Origin of the sequence: Desulfosporosinus paludis, assembly GCF_045689965.1 — a bacterium.
Lineage (GTDB): Bacteria > Bacillota > Desulfitobacteriia > Desulfitobacteriales > Desulfitobacteriaceae > Desulfosporosinus > Desulfosporosinus paludis.
Map to the genome: position 1 here is coordinate 1567786 of NZ_CP144211.1, position 20854 is coordinate 1588639.

A 20854-nucleotide genomic window follows, 5' to 3' on the forward strand; every position below is an offset into this window, starting at 1 on the left:
TATGAAATAGAAAATCATTTCCTAACCCAACAAAACTACTTAAGAGGGATAAAATGACTAGAACTCAGCTATCCGATAATCAACAACGACCAAACCTCTCCCTTACTCTTCTTTTAATTCTGGCCATCAGCTGCGGAATGTCTGTCGCGAACCTCTACTACAATCAGCCCTTACTCGCCGACATGGCCCAGTCTTTCCATGTTTCCGCGTCGCAAATAGGCAGCATTTCAATGCTCACGCAGCTAGGGTATGCCTTGGGACTTTTTTTGTTTGTTCCTCTTGGCGATATTAGAGAAAAAAAATCATTAATTCTCCTATTACTTGGCTCTGTGACTCTTTCCTTACTGCTTGTGGGAATATCTAAAAACCTCATTATGTTGGGGGCAGCTAGTTTTGCTGTGGGTACGACAACTGTTGTTCCACAAATCATTGTTCCCCTCGCCGCTCAACTAGCCGAACCTCAACAACAGGGCCGGATCGTCGGGATCGTGATGAGCGGCTTATTTTTCGGGATTCTCCTAGCTCGAACGGTCAGCGGAATTATTGGCAGCCTCTTAGGTTGGCAAGCAATGTATTTCATTGCGGCTGGGTTGATGTTTGTTCTAGCTGTAATGCTGTGGGGGTTTTTGCCTCAAACCGGCTCTACATCACGTCTATCCTACCGCCAGACTCTCCATTCGTTGTGGGGATATATTACCCAACTGCCATTATTGCGTGAGGCCTCGTTGATGGGAGGGCTCCTATTCGGTTCGTTTAGTGTTTTCTGGACAACCTTAGCCTTTTTTATTAAACAACCGCCCTATTATTATGGTACAGAAATTGCAGGTCTTTTTGGTCTGATTGGGGTCGCAGGCGCCTCATTCGCACCTATCGCAGGGCGTTTAGCCGATAAAAAAGGCCCTAGAATAGTTGTTGGTATTGCAGCTGCGGTGACGTTGCTTGCTTACATGCTCCTCTGGCTGTTTGGTCGTCACCTGTGGGGCTTAATACTAGGCGTCATTTTATTAGACCTGGGCGTACAAAGTGCCCAGATCTCGAATCAAGCACGAGTCTATGCTTTAGTCCCAGAGGCTAAGAGCAGACTGAACACAGTTTATATGGTCACCTATTTTATCGGAGGATCGCTGGGCTCTTTTCTCGGCTTGCATGCCTGGAGCCTCTGGCAATGGAGAGGTGTCTGTCTGGTCGGCGGCCTGATGATCCTTTTAAGTTTATTCATTTGGGCAACAGGACAGAAAAGCCAATCTGCACAATGGCAGAGGTGATTCGTATTTTGCAAGAAATATCACCTACGCCGAAAAGTTGTATCTTGCGTTTTTGAATTAGCAAATTGATAATCACGAGTGATCTATTTCTAAGAAAACTAGTATGTGGCAGCAGGGAAAGGTGTTGGAACAATTATGTTGGATTTAGCGATCTTAGGTGGCCTTGTGCTGGATGGGACAGGGAATCCGCCCGAACAAAAAGATCTCGGGATCAAGGATGGAAAGATCGTAGAATTGACACGAGAACTTTCGGCCGAGGCTCATCAAACGATAGACGCTGCAGGGAAATTTGTCTCTCCAGGTTTTATCGACGTGCACAGCCATTGTGATTTAGTACCGTTTATGTCCGGCCCCATTCGTGAAAGTCGTATACGCCAAGGAGTTACCACAGAAATTGCTGGTCAATGCGGCCTCGGGCCGGCACCATATACGGAAAACATGCGGGATTGGCGTGACTATCTTACCCCTATCCTTGGATCAGGACCATGGAATTGGAGCTGGCCTAATTTCGCCGCCTTTCTTCGGGATATTGACCGAACCGAAAAGCCGAACAACTTAGCTTTTCTCATTGGTCATGGGGCGGTTCGGGCCCAAGTTATCGGGTTGAAAAACATCTCCCCGACTACGAAAGATCTGGCTGAAATGTGCGCAATTGTCGAGGAAGCGATGTCTGGAGGAGCTTTAGGGATCTCCTATGGTTTGGCTTATTTGCCAGGTATGTTTGCTCCGCAAGAAGAACTTGTCGCCCTTAGTTCAGTGGTAGCAGCTCATGATGGGATCATGATGATTCATATTCGCAGTCATTCACTTCAAGTCCGGGAGGCAATGGCAGAGACTTTAGCCGTTGCAAAGGAATCTGGAGTCAAATTACAAATTTCTCATATGCGTTCTTATTCCAACCGCCATTATGGTATTTCTGGACATGAATTAATTGACATGGTGAATAACGCTCGGGCTGAAGGCGTGGATGTTACCTTTGATGAGCATCCTTATCAAGCAGGCAGCACCTTATTATCCCAAGTTCTCCCCCCTGGGCCAAAGAAGGCGGCGGCCCAGAAATTATCAAAAGGCTAAAAGACCCCGTCTTACGGTCAAGACTCAAGGATGAACTCACAGAGAATGGACCGGAATATCCGGGCTGGGACAACTTTGTAGGCATGGTAGGCTGGCCTAACATTATGATTAGTTCCACGTTTCTGGAGCAGAACAAATGGGCTGAGGGACGTACGGCAGTTCAATTAGCTTCTAAGGCAGCATCCACTCAGACAGCACAGATTGGAGAAATTATCGATAATATTGCCGATCTCTTGATTAGTGAGAATTGCCAAAGTTCCATGGTCATGCATAATCTATTTGCCGAGGATGATATTGTCACTTTACTTCAACACCCATTATCTCAAATAGGTTCCGATGGTATCCCCACTGGAAAACCTCATCCTCGTCTCTATGGTACCTTTCCTAAGTTCTTGGGGGAATATGTGCGAGATAAAAAACTTATGACTTGGGCAGAGGGGATTAAAAAGATTACCGGCAGCCCAGCCCAAAGGCTGAACTTAAAAGAAAAGGGTTTTATCAAACGAGATTATTCGGCAGACCTCGTCGTCTTTGAACCAGAAAATATCGGTGCACCTGAAGATTACAATAAACCTGACCTCGTTCCTCAAGGTCTGAATTACACGATCCTCAATGGCCGGATTGTTTGGGCTATGGAAAAACTCTTAAGCTCACAAGGTGGTCAGTTGATCAAGCGTTAAAAATACCCGCCTGCTACTGATGATACACATCAATAGCAGGCGGGCTCGTTATTTGCAATCATTTAGATTAGATATCCCGCTTCGAAAACATCCGCACTGCCAGGGCGAGAAAACCTATCACATAAAAACCGGTATAAATTAACATAGTGCTGCTCGGTTCTGAACTACTTCCGAAAGGCCCCAAGAAATAAGTCGAGAAATTTATCCCGGCCGCCGAAAGAACCGAGGAGACGATTTTACGGTAAAGGGAGTCCGCCGGCATGATCAGACTAGAGATGATCCCCATTTGGAGAAGTGTCTGGTTCTTCAACATGAAACCGATCTGTTCTATCATCCCACCGAGCACCCCGAGCATATAGAGCATGAATGCTACTATCCCATTAGCTAAGGTGGGAAGAAACGTTGTTCCGTAGAGGGTCACCGCGAGAAGTACCAACGGTTGGCAGGCATAAAGCAGAACTGTACCAAACTTCAGCGGAACATGAAGACCCGTAGTTTGTTGAAGAATGACCATCACCGTGCCATAGAAGAGAATTGCAAAGGTCATGAGCAAAACAGCATATCCAAGGAATTTTCCTAGTAAAATCTCTGCACGTCGAATCGGGCGGGGTACGATAGCTAGCATCGTGCCGTTCTCGATTTCTAAAGAGACCGCTCCTACCGAGGACATGATGGCTAAAAAAGAAATGAGAAAACTCCCAAAGAATAGCCCTAAGGAAAGAAATTGGGGAATAATCATAGCTCGTAGTGTTGAGCTGGCGGACATATTTTGAAAGGCATAATGGACGCCTGTGCCATAGAGTGCTAAGAATACTATCGTTAGCAGGAGCGTCACATGGAGAATTCGGCGTCGAACGACTTCTTTTAAAGTAAGGCGTACGATAGTTAACACCTGTCCTCCCCCTTCCCTGGATCAGGGTAACATATAGGTCTTCCAGTGAAGTGTGCCTGGCAGCAAGAGAGTAAAGTTCTCCTCCGTGCTTGACGACTTCAGCAGCTATGCGAGGTATGTCCGAGCGATTCTTCAAAGTCAGTTCGATATGTTGCCTATCCGGCCGAATGGACTGGCTTAAATCAGATAAGGCACTGTACAAAGCATCCGTCATTCCCTCAACGACTATGTCCACTTCTGTCGTCTTTGTTAAAAGTTCCTCCAAGGTCCCGCCCAGTAAGATATGTCCGTCATTAATAATTTCTACCCGATCACAAATCATTTCTACTTCGCTCAGCAAATGGCTGTTCAAGAAAACAGTTTTTCCTCTCTCTCGTAATTCAAGCATAATTTCTCGCACTTCACGTCGCCCCAAAGGGTCCAGAGCTGAGGAAGGTTCATCCAGAAACAAAAGTTCTGGATCAGGGAGTAAAGCACAGGCCAAGCCGATTCGCTGCTGCATTCCTTTACTGTACGAACCGACTTTCTGATATTCTTTCCCCCACAAACCTACAAGCTTTAAAACCGCTGGAATCCGTTCTCTTTTTTGAGCTGAGGTCATCTTGGCTAAAGACGCGTGCAAAAAGAGGAGTTCCTCACCGCTTAACCAGGACTGATACCGGAAATTCTCTGGCAGAAAGCCGATCTTTTTCCGAGCTTCAATACTCCCCAGTGGAAAACCGAGGATCTTAGCACTTCCCGAAGTAGGAGTAAGAAGTCCCACCAACATTTTAACCAACGTACTTTTGCCAGCACCATTGGGGCCGAGAAATCCGAAGATTTGCCCCCCGTTGATAGAGAGGCAAATCTTCTCACAGCCAATTTTGGAGCCGTAACTCTTCGTGAGATTAAAGGTTTCTAAAATCATACCTTGGTATCCCCCAATTACTTCTTAGCTTAGCTGCTTACTTCAGGGAATTGGCTAAGGCCAAACCTTGTTCTAGAGTAAAGTTCCCATTAATAGCATAGATCACGCCATCCTTTTGCCAGAGAAGAGCATTGTGCAGGGACGTCGTTGTCTCCTTCGTACCTTGGGGAGCACTGATGAAAACGCCCTGAGAGCCAGCAACCGTGACGGTTTGAGTCGACCCATTGAGACTAGGGATAACGAAGGTGTGCTGCCAGTCATTCACTGAAGCTAATTGTTTCCGTAAATTATCCGGAAGGAAAGGAAGAGCTAAGATGGCATCTCGAATCGAATTTACATCTGCAGTGGGAGCTGTCAGTTGGGGACCACGGGTTTGAGAAATCGTGAGATTATGATTCTCCGGACCGTTGTAGGAAGCACTGATCACCACGGGAATCGTAGCTGTAAAGGCTTTGCCATTTATCTCATCCGGAAGAAGAGTAGTCGCTCCGAAGCTCTTTAAAACATCATTCGTTTTGTGGGTATCGAGAGTAAAGTCCAGAGTGGTGCCTGCCATTCTCTGAATTCCTTTTAAGGCGTATCCTGAAGGCAGAGTCTGGGGAAGCAGAAGGGGGAAATCGACAGACCCTTTAGCCTCAGCGAGAGTAACCTCACCGTTTGCTCCAGTTTGTTTCATATCCACCTGTCCAAGATCACCCAGCGTTACTTTCCCTGCCCCGTCACGCATTGCTTTTTGGATTTGGGCGAGGTCATTATTGTTAATAGTCACTGTCTGAAAGTTATTAACTCTGAAGATACTTAAGAGATCACTGGCCATGGCGCGTACCGGCGCAAAACTCAGGCTCAAGGAAACAGCTAAGACGACTGCCGCCGCTGCGGAAACTCCACGATATTTTTTCAGCATATATAAGACTCCTTTCTTTTTACCGAGTGTTTGTTGAAGACGAAACCAAGCTTCATCCTGATTCTCGGGTTCTAGAGAATCGAAATAGTTCGAGAGTAATTCATCCGTAAATTGTTGGGTTTCCATAAGTTGTTGTAGCTTTTCTTGACAACCTACACAGTTAGCTAGGTGTCTGTCGATTTCTTCCCGTTCGGAGTCCTTCAACTCTTGGTCTAAGTATGCCTGGAGTAAGCCAGAATCATAACACATTGTCATCTCTCCCTTTGAGTTTGAGATATTCAACCTTAAATCGCTCTTTGGCTCTGGCCAGTATCGTCCCCACCGACGTTTCTTTAACCTCGATCGCCTGTGCGATTTCAGCATAGCTCATTCCCGATAGGCGAAGGGTGAGGCATATTCGGTCCCGCTCCGTTAAGGAATGAAGAGCTTGGCTAATCACATCTTTTTCTTCCTCCTCTTCAAAGCGAAGTTCCGGTTCTGTGATCTGCATCAACTCCATATGAGATTCCCTCACAGCTCGACTTTTTTCCCGATGCAGGTGGTTATAGGCTAAGTTCCTAGCAACCCGCATCAACCACCCCCCCACATTGTCTAACTCTCGAGGGGGTGAAAGGTAAAACTTAAGAAAGGTTTCTTGAGCAATGTCCTCCGCGGTAGCACGATTACTCAAAAAACAAGTGAGCAGACGATAAACCCCAGTATAGTGTTTTTCAAAGACGTTTTTAAAATCTTTGTTGTTCAGAGAACGTTTCTTTTCGACGGACAGAACCGGCACCTCCAAAACAAAAATAGTTTTGGTAACTAATCTAATAACAATTAAGGAGGCTCTTTTGTGACAGTCTTAACACAAATTTTTTAGAAGTAAATAAAATCATCATTGTAACCAAAGTACGAGCTCTATACTGACATACTAAAAGAAAATTAGTGTGAATTATGGTTATTAAGCCTTATTCTCACATTATAATGATATAATGAGCATATTATTTCATGAAATATCAATGTTCATTTATCCAACGGTAAGACTCCCGAAGTCTCGATATTCAGCTTAAGCTGAACGAGTTCACTAGACAATCTTGAACTTTAATAATTCAATCCTAAAACACTATAAAGGAGATAAGGAAATTTGTGAACAATCGTCATACTACAAATCCTTCTACAACAGTCTCACAATCCCAGCGGCTATGGACCGCCATCGTCTTGGGCGCTTTGTCTGCCTTCGGGCCATTGTCCATCGACATGTATTTGCCTTCATTGCCTACTTTAGCCACAGATTTGCATTCAAGCACCTCCCTCGCCCAGTTCAGTCTGACTGCTTGTCTTCTCGGGCTCGCATTAGGTCAATTAGTATCCGGTTCACAGAGCGATGTACGCGGGCGTCGCATCCCTCTCCTTATTGGGCTTGCTGGCTACACTGCCTCATCCTTATTATGCGCTATCAGCCCCTCCATCTGGACTTTAATTTTACTTCGCTTTATCCAGGGATTTGCCGGCTCGGCAGGTATTGCGATTTCGCGCGCCATCGTCAGAGATCTCTACTCTGGTTCCGAAATGACTAGATTTTTTGCGCTATTAATGTTAATTAATGGCGTAGGCCCAATCGTCGCGCCAGTCATCGGGGGACAGCTCTTAAAATTTACTTCTTGGCGGGGGGTATTTCTGGTTCTGTGTTTGGTTGGAAGCATCATGCTTCTGGCAGTCTTTTTTACCCTGCCCGAGACGTTACCTCCTAAACGTCGTTCTCAAGCCGGCCTAATGAACATTTTAAGGACCTTTCGCGGCTTAATCACTGACCGAGTCTTCATGGGGTATGCTTTACCACAAGGGCTAGTCATGGCCGCTATGTTTGCCTATATCTCAGGTTCACCTTTTGTCATTCAAAATATATTTGGAGCTTCTCCCCAAATGTACAGCCTCTTCTTTGCCATCAATGGACTTGGCATTATCATTGCGGGGCAACTTACCGGACGATTGGCAAACCGAGTTAGCGGGACGAAACTTTTCATCACCGGACTCGTCCTAGCTAATTTGGGTGGCTTATGTTTGCTGATCTCGATTCTCCTTGGTTCAGGACTCACAGCCATTTTAATTCCTTTGTTTTTTGTAGTCTCAAGCGTGGGTATCGTAACAACTGCCGGTTCATCCCTGGCGATGGAAAATTACGGTCATTCAGCAGGCAGTGCCTCGGCGCTGCTAGGACTATTTTCTTTTGTTATTGGTGCTGTTGTTGCCCCGCTTGTAGGCCTCGGTGGCGGAGATACAGCGGTTCCTATGGGCGTTGTCATATTTGTCGCTGAAGTTGGAGCAATTTTATGTTACGTAATCCTGAAAGATCGAAAAAGCTTTTCGGTAAATGATTAAGCCGGTATTATCGGCTTTTTTTTATTCACACAGCGAACTGAACTCGTCGAAGGTAAATTTATAGCGCTATTTGTTCTTCAGTAGAGGGGCTGCAATCAAAATTAAATTATTGGGAATACTAGAAGGATTAAATTTATCTCAGATAAGGAGCAGTCTATGATTAAAGGAAAGATTGCAGCATCAGTAATACTTATCATTATCATGCTAACAGTTGGACTTATACTATTAAAACAAAGTTCCACTCCGCCACCTCCTAAGAACGTTTCTTCAGAATCAACGGTTGGACAGAACCAAGCGACGAACATCAACACAACACAGGCTCAGGAGACAACCACTCAGTCTGTCGTTAATCCAAAATACTCGAACGAGGACAAGTTAACCTCTGAGGATATCTCCAATCGGGTTGTCGTTAAGCTAAGTCCAGGAACCGACCCGGAAAAGTTAGCTAAAATGATGAACGCTGAGATTGTAAGAAAAGGGCCGCTTCACTATACCACTTTGGCCCTTCCTAAAAATCAGTATGACAGCATCATTGATCAGCTTACGAAAGCTCCGGGAGTTTTAAGTGTACAACCCGTTCGAATTCTTAAAACATCGACAGCTAAAACAATGAGCATTAATCCCACGGACCCGTTATATTCACAAGAATGGGGGCTAACTAAGATTGAGGCCCAAAAAGCTTGGAACTTAGGATTCACAGGCAGCGGGATCATTGTCGCAGTGGTGGATACTGGAGTGGACCTAAATCACCCTGATTTAAAGGACAATATCTTACCGGGTTATAATGCTATTACCGGTGTCACCGGCAGTACAACAACTCAGGACAATAACGGTCATGGGACGCATGTTTCAGGTATCATCGCCGCTGAGGCTAACGGGGTCGGTGTTGTGGGAGTTGCCTACCAGGCCAAAATCTTACCTGTAAAAGCCTTGACGAAACAAGGCGAAGGAACAGACGACTGTATTGCCGACGGAATCACTTGGGCGGCTGATCATGGTGCTAAAATTATTAACCTTAGCTTAGGATCCGACAGTGAAGGAGATGTGCTCAAAGAGGCCCTTCAATATGCTTCAAACAAAGGATGCTTAATTGTCGCCGCTGGGGGGAATCAAGAGGATAACCTGACTACGATCTCTTATCCTGCGGCTGATCCCCTTGTATTGGCAGTCACTGCTACAGACTCCAAAGATCAGATCGCCTCATTTTCTCTTCCAGGTCCACAAGCTGGATTAGCAGCACCTGGGGTAAATATTGTCAGTGACTATTGGCAAAATTCTTCAGGGTATGCCGCTTTAGACGGAACTTCCATGGCTTCTCCTTTTGTAGCGGGAGTAGCTGCACTTGTTTGGAGTGCCCACCCCGACTTAAGTGTTCAACAGGTAAGACTTGCTCTGGAAAATTCAGCGTTAGATTTAGGCTCCGCCGGAAGAGATAATTCTTATGGCTATGGGCGAGTCGACGCTTATTGGGCGGTCCGTTTCGCGGATAAGTCTCAGATATTCTCTTCTCCCGCAAATCTCGATTGGGCTGGTGGAACAGTACAAGGTGGGACAAACACTACCTCGGCGACCTTGGCAGTTCCGGCCCGAGCTTTTGGGTTGGACCCTTCTTCAAACGTTACAGTGTCAATTGGGCCGGCTTCCAATGCAGCCGCCCTTCCATCCGATATATTACCAATGGGGGATGCTGTCTCCCTTCAGTGGAATGCCTCCGTTAAGAAATTTCTTAGGTTAACCTTGGCTACTGTCGGAAACACACCTGACCCAAGCCGCATAGGATATATCTTTCACTGGTCTGGGACACGCTGGATCTTAATAGGCGGTGGCCTTAACGCCACAGCGATTAATACCGATATTACTGAACCCGGGATTTATCGCGTTGGTTTTTCGCTGCCGCCTGAAGAGCATCGAATGGGAGGCAATGACAAAATTCAAACCTCGCTTCAAATTTCTCTGGCTCAATTCCCCAACGGCACGGATACTGTGCTCTTGGCAACTGCCGACGACTTTTCCGATGCACTTAGCGGGGTTCCGCTTGCCTATAAATTGCATGCTCCGATTTTGCTTACGACTCGTGATCAGCTGCCTGCTGCCGTAAAAACAGAGATTCAGCGCTTAGCCCCCAAAAAAATAATCCTCTTAGGAGGGACCGCCGTAATTTCAACAAACATCGAGCAGCAGCTTCAGACAACTTTTTCCATACAACGTCTAGCAGGAGTTACTCGTTTTGGAACTGCCGCTCAAATTGCCTCTGCCCTGGGAACCATAGGGCAAGCTGTCCTAGTCAATGGAACCAGTTTTCCCGATGCTATTTCCATGGCTTCGCTGGCTGCTCAGCAAGGGATTCCTATTCTTTTGACGAATACGAATTCCTTACCTTCGGAAACTGATTCCATAATGCGTCAACTTCTCATCAGTGAAACAACCGTCGGAGGCGGGGAAGCCGTCGTTTCCCCAAACATTTTCTGCAACTTACCCACACCGACACGCTTAGCCGGATATGACCGCTATGACACTGCCGCAGCCATCCTACAAGCGTTCCCACCCCAAGGAAATTTATTATTTGTTGCAACGGGTGAAAATTATCCAGATGCCTTAAGTGGGGGAGTTGTAGCGGCGATGAACCAAACCGGCTTGCTTCTCGTTTCTCTCACTGGCCCTAATCCCTCTGAAACATCCGTAATTAAAGCCTGGCATGGGAAAACTGTCTACGTTTTTGGCGGCTCTGCCGTAATACCCGATGCAATCGCTCAGCAAGTTCAAAGCATAGTACAGTAACATGTATTAAAGAGCCTCACGAAACTCAGATTCTTTTAAAGCAGTACATCATCCGCAAAAGAGAGTTATAATCATAAAGTGATAAGCTATCTGCAAAACTTTAAAACTCAGTGAATTATATGGGTTGCGTGAAAACTCAGTCCCTAAGATTCTAAGTGGTTACAACAATCATAAAGCGTCCTCCTTTCACGACCAAAGTGAAGTGAGGACGCTTGTATTTCGTTGTTTTAGAAGCAAACGTGGGGATGTGAAAACAATATAAACAAGTTTTAGCACAACCCCACTTTGTTGGGAAGGATATTGTATTGTTATTTACAAAAGCTTACTGATCCTTTGCAGGAATTGGTCCGCGTGAGAGAGCAATTTTACCCGTCCGTACGATTTCAATAATTCCATGATCCTCCTCTAGTACTTGACAAAGTGCATCAATCTTAGTTTCATCTCCAGAAAGCTCAATGACCATCGTCTCTCGGCTGACATCAACAATACTGGCCCGGAAGATATTGACAATATTAATAATATCCGAACGTGTCTCCAAACTGGCTTTGACTTTTATCAAGGCTAACTCGCGCTGGATTGACTCAACTGCCGTCAGATCACTGATTTTTATGACATCAATTAATTTGGATAACTGATTAACGACTTGCTCCTGTTCAATTTCATCTCCTTCCACTACAATGGTGATTCTTGTAGTATCCGGTTCTTCCGTATAACCAGCAGCTATACTTTCAATATTAAAAGCTCTGCGGCTAATTAGCCCGGAAATATGCGTCAAGACACCCGGTCGGTTTTCCACCAAAACAGCAAGTGTGTGTTTCATCTCATTTTAACCTCCCATAATCATCTGGTCCAAGCGCGCCCCCGATGGAACCATCGGTAAAACATCCACCGTCTCAGGTGTCCAAATATCTACTAATACAGGACCAGGCATCGCTAAGGCCTCAGAAAGAACGTTATCAAGGTTCTCCGCCTCTGTCACTCTCAAACCAGTCACGCCCATCGCCTCAGCTAACTTCACGAAGTCCGTATGCCCTTTCAGACTGGTGTGAGAATAACGACCGCCATAAAACATCCTCTGCCACTGAGCCACCATGCCCAGCGTTTGATTATTTAGAACCAAGATGACCACTGGGAAGTTACAATCCGCTAAAGTCGCCAACTCCTGGCAGTTCATCATGATGCCGCCATCACCGACAAACAAAACAACCTTACTGTTCGGTAATCCACATTGTGCTCCCAGAGCTGCCGGCAAACCATAACCCATCGTTCCCAACCCACCCGACGTAAGCAGGGTACGAGGATGTTTAAACCCATAGAATTGGGCCGCCCAGATTTGATTTTGACCGACATCCGTAACAATCACTGCGTCACCCTGGGTCAGCTCGCTGACCTTCTCGACGACGGCCTGTGGCATCACAAGGTTTTTTTCTTGTTCATAACTCAAAGGAAAATCTCGCTTCCAGCTTGATACTTTTTCCATCCAGGATTGGACATGTTCCTTTAGTTCAGCAGAAACATCCACGACTCGTTCGAGCAAGGTTGGCAATGACCATTTCAGGCTACCAATGACGCGTATCTGAGCAATAACATTTTTATTAATTTCGGCTGGATCAATATCGAAGTGAACAATCTTAGCCTTAGAAGCAAAATCACTCAACAGGCCTGTCACACGATCATCAAAGCGAACTCCAATCCCTAATAATAAATCACATTCAGTTGTCGCCATGTTAGCAGCATAAGTTCCATGCATTCCTACCATCCCTAAAAATTGGGGATGATCAAAGGAAAGGCAGCCCAATCCCATCAAGCTGGAAATCACCGGAAAACCAGTCTGTTCCACAAACGCTCTCATCTCTGGCGAGGAGTCGGATAGATTAACTCCACCCCCGATAAAAATTAAAGGTTTACGGGCTAAGCGCAATTCTTCAAAAACCTGATTTATGATCGTCTGATTCCCCTCATAAACGGGATGATAACCACGTAACGTAACCTCTGATGGGTATTGATAGTCAAACGTAGCCGCAAAGACGTCTTTGGCAATATCCACAACTACCGGACCTGGTCGACCCGTACGGGCAATATAGAAGGCTTCCTTTAGCGCCCTCGGGAGTTCTTCAACTGTCTTGACCAAATAATTGTGCTTGGTGATAGGGGTTGTAATCCCCCGAATATCCGCTTCCTGAAAAGAGTCTCTTCCAATAAGGGGAACTGCGACTTGACCCGTTATCGCCACCATCGGGATAGAATCCATATAAGCCGTAGCAATCCCCGTTACCAGATTCGTCGCTCCGGGACCGGACGTCGCAATAACCACCCCAACTTTACCCGTGGCCCTGGCATAACCATCAGCGGCATGAACCGCACCTTGTTCATGTTTGGTTAGAATGTGTCTAAAATTCGCTTTATATAAAGCATCATAAAGCGTCAGCACCGCCCCACCGGGATAACCAAACGCTACATCCACATTTTCGTTCTTTAATGATTCAATAATCGCCTCCGCGCCTGTCATGATCATATCCTGTGATCCTCCCCTTTTGCTCGTGCTAAATCCATATTGACCCTTATTACGACATCCAATGACTTTTTATCACTATTATAGCACAATACAGCTTAGCCCTACAGAATACTCACGAAATTCAGTTTTGCAAATTTCCTCAAATAGATAAGATTTCTGTGATATAATCGACGTAATGGCAAAGGAAAGGGTGAAAACATGTGAAAAAAATCATAATAGCGATGATAACTTCGCTTGCTGTAATATTGTTCTCTCCATTGATGACTCAAGCAAGCCCCTTAGCGTACTCAACTGAAAGAATAGCCGGTCAAGACAGTGTTGAAACAGCCTTGAAAATCTCTCAAAAAGGATGGGACTCTGCTCAAACTGTCATTTTATGCGAATCCTCTGATTATCCGGATTCCATCGCAGCCACCCCTTATGCGGTATCCTTAAATGCTCCAATCTTACTAACGAGTGGAGAATCGCTTGATTCCAGAGTAGTTCAAGAACTGCAGCGTTTAAAACCACAGAAAGTTATTTTATTAGGCGGAGCTGCTTGCTTAAAACCATCCTTGGAAAAAGGTCTCGAACAGCTATCTTTAAACTGGGAACGTATAGGTGGCACAGATCGTTATGAGACATCCGTCTTACTCGCTAAACGTTTAACATCAGACTCGCTTATCGTGGCTAACGGGGATAATTTTCCTGATGCACTGTCAGCTGCAACTTATGCCGGAATTAAACAGATCCCTATTGTGCTCACCTCGACGACTCTGCCTGACTCTGTCTTGAAATACTTAAATGAAACAATGCCAAAGCATATAACCATCATTGGCGGAGAAGTTGTTGTTCCGTCTCAAGAACTTACGACAAATAACTTCACAATTGAGACTCGTTTAGGCGGCCAGGATCGTTACGAAACCAATGCTGCTGTTGTTTCCAATATGAAAGACATTTATCAATCTACGGATCTTTTTATCGCTTCAGGCATCACCTTTCCTGACGCCGTTGCTGGTACTGTTCTTGCTTCAAAATCGAAAGCTCCCCTTTTACTCACAGAACAAAAGGATATCCCTCCCTCAATCTACAGTCTCATGCGTCTACATATGGTAGTCGAACCCCCGGTCAAAACGCCCACTGATACCAGCAATACGAACACTAAACAAGGAACGGTCACAGCTTCCGGGGGATTAAATCTAAGAGATACCCCTTCATCTACAGGAAAAATTCTAGGAACAATTCCTAAAGACACAACAATTGATCTCCTTTCTCTAGAGAACAATTGGTACAAGACCACCTATCAAACTAAAACGGGTTGGGTATCTGCAAGCTTTGTTAGTCCTGTTTCATCGGGATCTGACAATACTTCATCGAATATCGATTTAAGTTCTAATGGTACTATACATATTCTCGGCGGAACAGGAGTTATCAGTGCCAATTCCCAAGCAATTATGGAAGGACAAGCTTCCTCGACCTATACCAGTAACCTAAAAGACTTCCCCCCACTTCCTTCATCCCTCCAAAATCCAAGTTCACCTGATCCAGGTGATTCTTCCTCAACTCCAGGTGATTCCACCCCTCCAACCACAAACTATGATCCATCCAAAGAAGTTCTTGTAGATCCTTTCGCTGGAATTCCCGCCAATGCTTTAGCGGGCAAAACAATTATGCTGGATCCAGGACACGGAGGGCCAGACACAGGAGCTATTGGACCAAACCATACGTATGAAAAAAATAACACGTTACCTATTGCTCAAGATTTAAGTACAATCCTCCAACAAGCAGGGGCTAAAGTTCTTTTGACACGCAGCGATGACTCTTCACCGGCCGCCAATTACTCCGAAGTTGAAGACCTTCAGGCCAGAGTGAACGAAGCCTCCGAAAGCAAGCCCGACCTTTTTATATCCATCCATAACGACTCTTTTGACAATCCTACCGTTCAAGGTACTACAACCTACTATTGCCACAGCAACCCTCAGCAGCAAGCAAGTCAACAACTGGCCAGCAGTATCCAAGCGGCAGTTATTGATACTGTAAAAACGAATAACCGTGGTGTTAAAGATGCCAACTTTTATGTCATACGTTACACATCGATGCCTGCCGTTTTATTAGAAGCCGCTTTTATTTCCAGCCCATATGAAGAAGCAAGGTTACAGAACGAAACCTTTCGCAAGAATGTGGCAACAGCCATTTTCCATGGTATCTATAACTATTACCAATCCACTCCGGCCAATGACTAAGAAAGCAGCGATCCACATGTGTGTGGTATCGCTGCTTTCTTTCTCAAAATACTTGCCTACTAAAATCGCGAGATGATTTATTTCTCAGTTGCCTAAGCCAACTACCCATAATCAGTGTTGGCTTAGTACTCTTTTTAAGGCCAAGTTGGCTAAGGACACCATTATTGACACCATGAGGGCAACTCCGAACCCTCGAACATAAAAACCTGGTACAAGTCCACTAGTAATCATGATCATCCAAGTATTTATTATGTTAGTAAAAATACCTAGTGTCAAAAGATTCAGTGGAATAGTTAGAATGATCAGTACCGGGCGAATCAACAAATTGACGATCCAGAGAATTAATCCAGCCCCTAAGAAGTGCAGGGGAGTTGCCGCATGAATCGGCAAAAATTGTGCCGCCATGAAAAAGACAAATGTGTTCATTATAATTCGATAAATCGGTCGTTTCATCCAATCCCCTCGTTTACTTTAAGCTGATCTTAACCCTAACAATCCCGGTTTCTACGTAGACGATATCCATTCCTTTATATTTTGTCAATTCTTTGATTAAACCGTGAGACGCTTCAACAATGCCGCTGGGAGAAATTCCTTTAATCCAACGCAACGGTTTAGCGGCTTTTTCATCTTGTGGCAGAGGAATACACTTTAAAATCACTTCACCCACCCAAGCCAAATCTCTCAGAGCATCCATGAATTCATCAATTACCCAAACAGTAACAGGAAAGGTGAACTCTCTCCGCCGTTTCACTTTAACCCGTACTATCATTAGCGTGGCTGAATTACTCCACACACACTTCCACCTTGATTCTGCCTTCTTGAGGGTCTGCAACTTCAACATCCACGATCTTGCCATCAACAGTTTCTTCTACCAGCCTAACCAGTTCTTCAACATCTAAGGCTTGCAAATCAATTCCCTTTTGCTCCAATTCCGCACGTTTATCTGCCGGAACAAAACTCATTGCATAAACTACCAGTTTGGAAGCGGAACGTATCAAACTCAAAGGAACGTTGACATTAACTTTAAGCGATTTTTCGCCGAGCACACGGACACGTAAAAATCGATCTCCGGACGTATTACCAGCCACTTCTTTTTTAACCAGGTCAAATTCTGGGTTCGGAGAAACCTTCTCGAATGAAGTCCCCTCCTCCATCGCCTTCAACAGATCCATCCCTTCTGATGCTGTAAGTTTGCCTTCTTGAATCATTTCGAGAATTTTCATTTTTTCACTACTCATTTTCTGATACTCCTTTCACCACTCTATTCTTCCAAACTCCTACTCATTTGTTTCCTCATTTGATATGTTGCTTCCTGAACTGAAATTTCTCCACGATTTAGAGCTTCTAAAATTCCCTGCCTGCGTAAACTTTCCTCAGATGTCTCTGTTTTTTCCTGAATAAACTCTTTTTCTTTATCTGCCCCGTATCCAAGCGCCTCGATGACACTATCTAAGCGGCTTCGTACAGTCGGATAAGAGATTCCCAACTCTTTTTCTACCTCTTTGATATTCCCCCGGCATTTAATAAACGCTTCCATAAAAATCAACTGTTCTGTTGGCAGCCTACAAAACTTGCAGGAACTAAATTCTCCCTCAATCTTTGTCGAACAGTACGTACATGCTAATTTGCTAATCTTCATTTCATGGTCGCAAACCGGACACCGATGGGGCATCTTATAATCCAAGATTATCACCTCTCGAGAAGTTGCTTAAACTCATTCTGTGATTAAGATAATAAACCTAAATGTTAATAATGTCAATATGTATATTAATATATTTAAAGTTACGCTTAACATTGTTAAGATGTTCAGCCTATTGTTAAGGTGCCCAGCCTTAAGTATTAGATTCATTGAACTGAACTCCAATCTGCTCTCCCAAAAACAAAAAGCTCTCCGTCTTAAACGTTAGACGAAGAGCTTTAAAATCGTTCTAATAAGCTACCAAAAGTCCACCTTCATCCGCATAAGCAGAAATCGTTGCACCCATTTCTACGATAATGACATCTTTGAAATGATATCTTTTTAGAACCTCTTCTTTTAGCAAAATAGCTTTATCTAGACAATTGCAGTGAGCAATTCCCAGTACCTTATCCTCAAGTTTCTCACCCTTTTCTCCAATAATATCAATAAAACGCTGAAAGGCTTTTTTAGACCCTCTTACCTTTTCAACGAGATCAATAGTTCCCTCGTCAGAAGCACCAAGTATGGGCTTTATGGACAGCCAGGTAGCCAAGGTTCCGGCAAAGCGACTCAGTCTCCCTGACTTAATTAGATGTTCCAGTGAATCCAATAAGAAAAAGGTCTTCATATCTTGAATATATTGATTAACTCGCTCGACGACCTCATAGTTTTTGAGGTTACTTCGAGTCAGTTCCACGATTTTAAGCCCAACTAAGGTTTCTCCTACAGAAGCAGTTAAGGAATCAAAAACATGAATAAAGCGAGGAGCCTGTTGCTCTAAAAACATCGTTTTGGCTAATACTGCATTACTATAAGTACTGCTAATCTTAGAAGAAAGAGTTACCACAAAAATATTCTCCGCTTCGTCAAACCACTTGAGAAACAGACTTGGGGATGGACTTGCCGTTTGAGGTGCGACTTCAGTATTTTTCATTTCTTCTAAGAAGTTCTTTAAATTTAAATTCTCATCGAGAAAATGATGCTCTCCCAACACGAGACTGAGTGGTACCAACCGAAGAGGTATTTGTTTTTCAACATCCTGGTTCAGGTCACACCCACTATCCATGACAATTTTATAATCCATTGCCCTTCCCCCATTAATCTTACTCCCTTTTACCACAACATTCTGTGAAAATATCTACGAACATTAAGTTTAACTTTTAGGTACCTGGCATTTGAAATAAATCCAGAAAACATATTAGCGATTGTGCTTGCTTCGCAGCTGTCCACAAGCCGCATCAATATCTGTCCCGTGCTCAAGGCGGATGCTGCAGCTAATACCTTGTTTTTTTAGGGTATCATAGAAAGCAAGCATCGCTTCGTGTTCACTTCTTTGATATTGTTGATGTTCATCGACAAGATTATAGGGAATTAAGTTCACATTAATGAGTTGACGCTTTTTCCCAATCAGTTCTGCAAGCTGAAGGGCATGTTCCCGCCTGTCATTCAGATCTTTGAGCAGAATATATTCTAGAGTAATCCTTCGATTTGTTTTCTGTAAATAATAATCAATGGCCTGCATTACAGTTTCTAGAGGAAAGGCACCATTAATTTTCATAATTTGGCTTCGAAGTTCGTTTGTTGGCGCATGTAAGGAAATCGCCAGGTTTACACGCAAATTTGCGTCTGCAAATTTATAAATTTTATCCGCCAAACCACTGGTCGAGACAGTAATATGTCGGGCTGGAATAGCCAACCCTTTATGGTCTTTCATGATCTGAAGAGAGTCGATGAGATTTGAGAAATTGTCAAACGGTTCACCAATCCCCATCACGACGACGTGACTTACTTGTTCCAAGGGATTTGCTCGATCCAAATAATGTTGAACAGCCATAATTTGTTCTACTATCTCTCCGGTCGATAAATCACGATTCTTGGTCAATAGTCCACTCGCACAAAAACTACACCCCATATTACAGCCAACCTGAGTCGTGACACAAACGGATAAACCAAATTTGTGTTTCATCAAAACTGTTTCAATTAAGTGGTTATCGCGTAATGTGAACAGAAACTTAATGGTTCCATCTTGAGATTCCTGTTTAAAATATTCACTTAATGAACGGAGGACAAAGTGATCTTCTAATAAGTTAAGACACTCTTTAGGAACATCAATCATTTCTTCGAATTGGATCACGTGCTTCCTATAAAGCCAATTCCAGACTTGCGATGCCCGGAATTGTTTATATCCATAGTCCATAAGCCATGCTGCCAACTGATCATAGGTCAGACCATAAATAGATTCTTTCTTCATATATTTTTCCTCATAAGGCACTACTTATAGCCATCAGTTTATTGAAGGTGGTCAGAAATTCTTGCTCTACAGAACCAAAATCTCTTTGGAAAAAATCGTAGTGATTCAGCGATTTTGGGGGCGCTGTTTCAAAGATTTGATAATTCATCATTGCCTCAAATTCATAGTATAACAGAGTATCGTCGACATTCTCGATTTGTTTCAGCTCATCTTCCGTTAAGTCATTGAGTCCAAACCGACCGTAAATTACTTTTTGAAGCATTTCTTCAATCCTAAAATACTCCGGCAAGTTGCGCTTAACTGGTCTTGTCAAATCAGAGATATAACTTTCACTGGCATCATGCAGGAGGCAACCGAGTCGTACCCTTACAGAATACCCTCGACTTTCGGCCTCAAAACAGCACTGAAGCGAGTGCTGCGCCACGGAATAAAAATAACTGCTATGACCATTGGCTCTAGTCATTAAGGATAACGAGTGGGCAATATCTTCGATCTTAATATCTTCCTTAATAGGCTCTAGTGGGTAAAATTTAATTCTAGAATAAGTTAGGATATAATCTGACATTGTGCACCTTCCAAGTTCTTTTCGCATAAACTATATGTTTTTGCCATTTATCTGAATTCAATTATACCACTTCCTCATGATCTTTAAAAAGCAAGGAAGACGCTAATTACATAAAAATCCAACAACAGTTGCAAAATATCGACAGTAGCTAATATGAGGAGATTGAGTGAGAACCAAGTTTTGCTTGTTGATCAAGTAAGTGATCAAGATGTCAAAGAACGATTGCTTCTATGGATACCGCGTGTCAATGAAATTCAGCAACAATATGGCGTTAAAAATGATCTCGAGAACTATATGGGTAGATAGCGGATAGACTAATTCAATTTCACCAAGATAAAAGGCAAGACAGAGGCATTGAGACAAATCTCATTGATTCTGTCTTGTCTTTTATGGACACAGATTTGTACTCATCCCATACTCTATATTAGATGCTCTATAACTCATTATGGGGGTCTAAAACTTTCCCCAACGCATCTTGAAGAGCACGCTCATAGCCGAAAAATTCTTCCCTGATAATTTAGAGCTTAAGATAATGGTAAGGTTAATCTTAATGTTCTGTGGTCTCTTATATAGTTATTGTCGAATATCAAAAAAATCGCTTCTAATTATATTAGTTATATTAGTGAAAAATTAAACTTATTAATTCTTGTCAAAATTTTATTTCCATAAAATACCCATTTTAAGAAAATGTCAATTTATAGCCATTTGTATTAAGTTTTATTAAGCTTTAATTTCTTATATGTCAAGAATCCTAATTTGTAAGTA

At 43.7% G+C, this 20854-nt stretch carries 19 protein-coding genes and 1 pseudogene; 7 read left to right on the top strand and 13 right to left on the bottom strand.

Annotated features, from left to right (window positions below; all coding sequences use genetic code 11):
- The first annotated feature begins 53 nt into the window (after positions 1-53).
- The 3 genes from VZF35_RS08045 (at position 54) to VZF35_RS08055 (ending at position 3019) form a co-directional block, all read left to right on the top strand.
- Entirely contained in the window at positions 54-1265 is a 1212-nt protein-coding gene (locus VZF35_RS08045; RefSeq protein ID WP_407312608.1) for an MFS transporter, read from the top strand.
- Between the two features lie 105 nt (positions 1266-1370).
- Positions 1371-2339 carry an amidohydrolase family protein gene (locus VZF35_RS08050; protein WP_407312609.1) on the top strand — a complete coding sequence of 323 codons (969 nt, stop codon included), beginning with the start codon at positions 1371-1373 and terminating at the stop codon, positions 2337-2339.
- A 104-nt stretch (positions 2340-2443) separates the two neighbouring features.
- Complete coding sequence (locus VZF35_RS08055) at positions 2444-3019, top strand: amidohydrolase family protein (RefSeq protein WP_407312611.1); 576 nt, start codon at positions 2444-2446, stop codon at positions 3017-3019.
- Positions 3020-3086: 67 nt separating this feature from the next.
- Here the strand turns inward: VZF35_RS08055 and VZF35_RS08060 are convergent, their stop codons facing one another.
- From VZF35_RS08060 to VZF35_RS08075, 4 genes and pseudogenes are all read right to left on the bottom strand, one after another.
- Positions 3087-3911: an ABC transporter permease subunit gene (locus VZF35_RS08060; protein ID WP_407314532.1), complete on the bottom strand. Its 825-nt coding sequence runs from the start codon at positions 3909-3911 to the stop codon at positions 3087-3089.
- Positions 3912-4257: 346 nt separating this feature from the next.
- Positions 4258-4818: pseudogene (locus VZF35_RS08065) on the bottom strand (ABC transporter ATP-binding protein); the annotation flags it as partial.
- Positions 4819-4855: 37 nt separating this feature from the next.
- Positions 4856-5971 (bottom strand): anti-sigma factor family protein, encoded by a 1116-nt coding sequence (locus tag VZF35_RS08070; RefSeq protein ID WP_407312613.1) that lies wholly within the window; start codon positions 5969-5971, stop codon positions 4856-4858.
- Complete coding sequence (locus tag VZF35_RS08075; RefSeq protein ID WP_407312615.1) at positions 5961-6497, bottom strand: sigma-70 family RNA polymerase sigma factor; 537 nt, start codon at positions 6495-6497, stop codon at positions 5961-5963. The genes VZF35_RS08070 and VZF35_RS08075 overlap by 11 nt, the downstream gene beginning before the upstream one ends.
- Positions 6498-6847: 350 nt before the next feature.
- On the opposite strand from VZF35_RS08075, the gene VZF35_RS08080 reads away from it, so the two are divergent.
- Both VZF35_RS08080 and VZF35_RS08085 read left to right on the top strand, forming a co-directional pair.
- Entirely contained in the window at positions 6848-8080 is a 1233-nt protein-coding gene (locus VZF35_RS08080) for a multidrug effflux MFS transporter (RefSeq protein ID WP_407312617.1), read from the top strand.
- Between the two features lie 156 nt (positions 8081-8236).
- Positions 8237-10858, top strand: a complete 2622-nt coding sequence (locus tag VZF35_RS08085) for a S8 family serine peptidase (protein ID WP_407312619.1) — start codon at positions 8237-8239, stop codon at positions 10856-10858.
- A 322-nt stretch (positions 10859-11180) separates the two neighbouring features.
- On the opposite strand, the gene ilvN is transcribed toward VZF35_RS08085, so the two are convergent.
- Complete coding sequence (ilvN, locus tag VZF35_RS08090) at positions 11181-11678, bottom strand: acetolactate synthase small subunit (protein WP_407312621.1); 498 nt, start codon at positions 11676-11678, stop codon at positions 11181-11183.
- A 6-nt stretch (positions 11679-11684) separates the two neighbouring features.
- Positions 11685-13373, bottom strand: a complete 1689-nt coding sequence (ilvB, locus tag VZF35_RS08095; protein WP_407312623.1) for a biosynthetic-type acetolactate synthase large subunit — start codon at positions 13371-13373, stop codon at positions 11685-11687.
- Between the two features lie 200 nt (positions 13374-13573).
- Between ilvB and VZF35_RS08100 the strand changes: the two genes are divergently transcribed.
- Entirely contained in the window at positions 13574-15595 is a 2022-nt protein-coding gene (locus VZF35_RS08100) for an N-acetylmuramoyl-L-alanine amidase (RefSeq protein ID WP_407312626.1), read from the top strand.
- A 111-nt stretch (positions 15596-15706) separates the two neighbouring features.
- Here the strand turns inward: VZF35_RS08100 and VZF35_RS08105 are convergent, their stop codons facing one another.
- The 7 genes from VZF35_RS08105 to VZF35_RS08135 all read right to left on the bottom strand — a co-directional run bounded on the left by VZF35_RS08105 (position 15707) and on the right by VZF35_RS08135 (position 20089).
- Positions 15707-16048 (bottom strand): phage holin family protein, encoded by a 342-nt coding sequence (locus VZF35_RS08105; protein WP_407312628.1) that lies wholly within the window; start codon positions 16046-16048, stop codon positions 15707-15709.
- Positions 16049-16061: 13 nt separating this feature from the next.
- The gene (locus tag VZF35_RS08110; protein WP_407312630.1) at positions 16062-16388 is read right to left on the bottom strand and encodes a hypothetical protein; all 327 of its coding nucleotides are present in this window, start codon (positions 16386-16388) and stop codon (positions 16062-16064) included.
- Complete coding sequence (locus tag VZF35_RS08115) at positions 16378-16833, bottom strand: SHOCT-like domain-containing protein (RefSeq protein ID WP_407312632.1); 456 nt, start codon at positions 16831-16833, stop codon at positions 16378-16380. The genes VZF35_RS08110 and VZF35_RS08115 overlap by 11 nt, the downstream gene beginning before the upstream one ends.
- A 23-nt stretch (positions 16834-16856) precedes the next feature.
- Positions 16857-17279 carry a DUF2089 domain-containing protein gene (locus VZF35_RS08120; RefSeq protein WP_407312634.1) on the bottom strand — a complete coding sequence of 141 codons (423 nt, stop codon included), beginning with the start codon at positions 17277-17279 and terminating at the stop codon, positions 16857-16859.
- Positions 17280-17523: 244 nt separating this feature from the next.
- Positions 17524-18357 carry a DegV family protein gene (locus VZF35_RS08125; protein WP_407312636.1) on the bottom strand — a complete coding sequence of 278 codons (834 nt, stop codon included), beginning with the start codon at positions 18355-18357 and terminating at the stop codon, positions 17524-17526.
- A 114-nt stretch (positions 18358-18471) separates the two neighbouring features.
- Positions 18472-19524 carry a 23S rRNA (adenine(2503)-C(2))-methyltransferase RlmN gene (gene rlmN / locus VZF35_RS08130; protein ID WP_407312638.1) on the bottom strand — a complete coding sequence of 351 codons (1053 nt, stop codon included), beginning with the start codon at positions 19522-19524 and terminating at the stop codon, positions 18472-18474.
- Between the two features lie 10 nt (positions 19525-19534).
- Positions 19535-20089, bottom strand: a complete 555-nt coding sequence (locus VZF35_RS08135; protein WP_407312640.1) for a phosphohydrolase — start codon at positions 20087-20089, stop codon at positions 19535-19537.
- A 162-nt stretch (positions 20090-20251) separates the two neighbouring features.
- Between VZF35_RS08135 and VZF35_RS08140 the strand changes: the two genes are divergently transcribed.
- The gene (locus VZF35_RS08140; protein WP_407312641.1) at positions 20252-20395 is read left to right on the top strand and encodes a hypothetical protein; all 144 of its coding nucleotides are present in this window, start codon (positions 20252-20254) and stop codon (positions 20393-20395) included.
- The last annotated feature ends 459 nt before the right edge of the window (positions 20396-20854 follow it).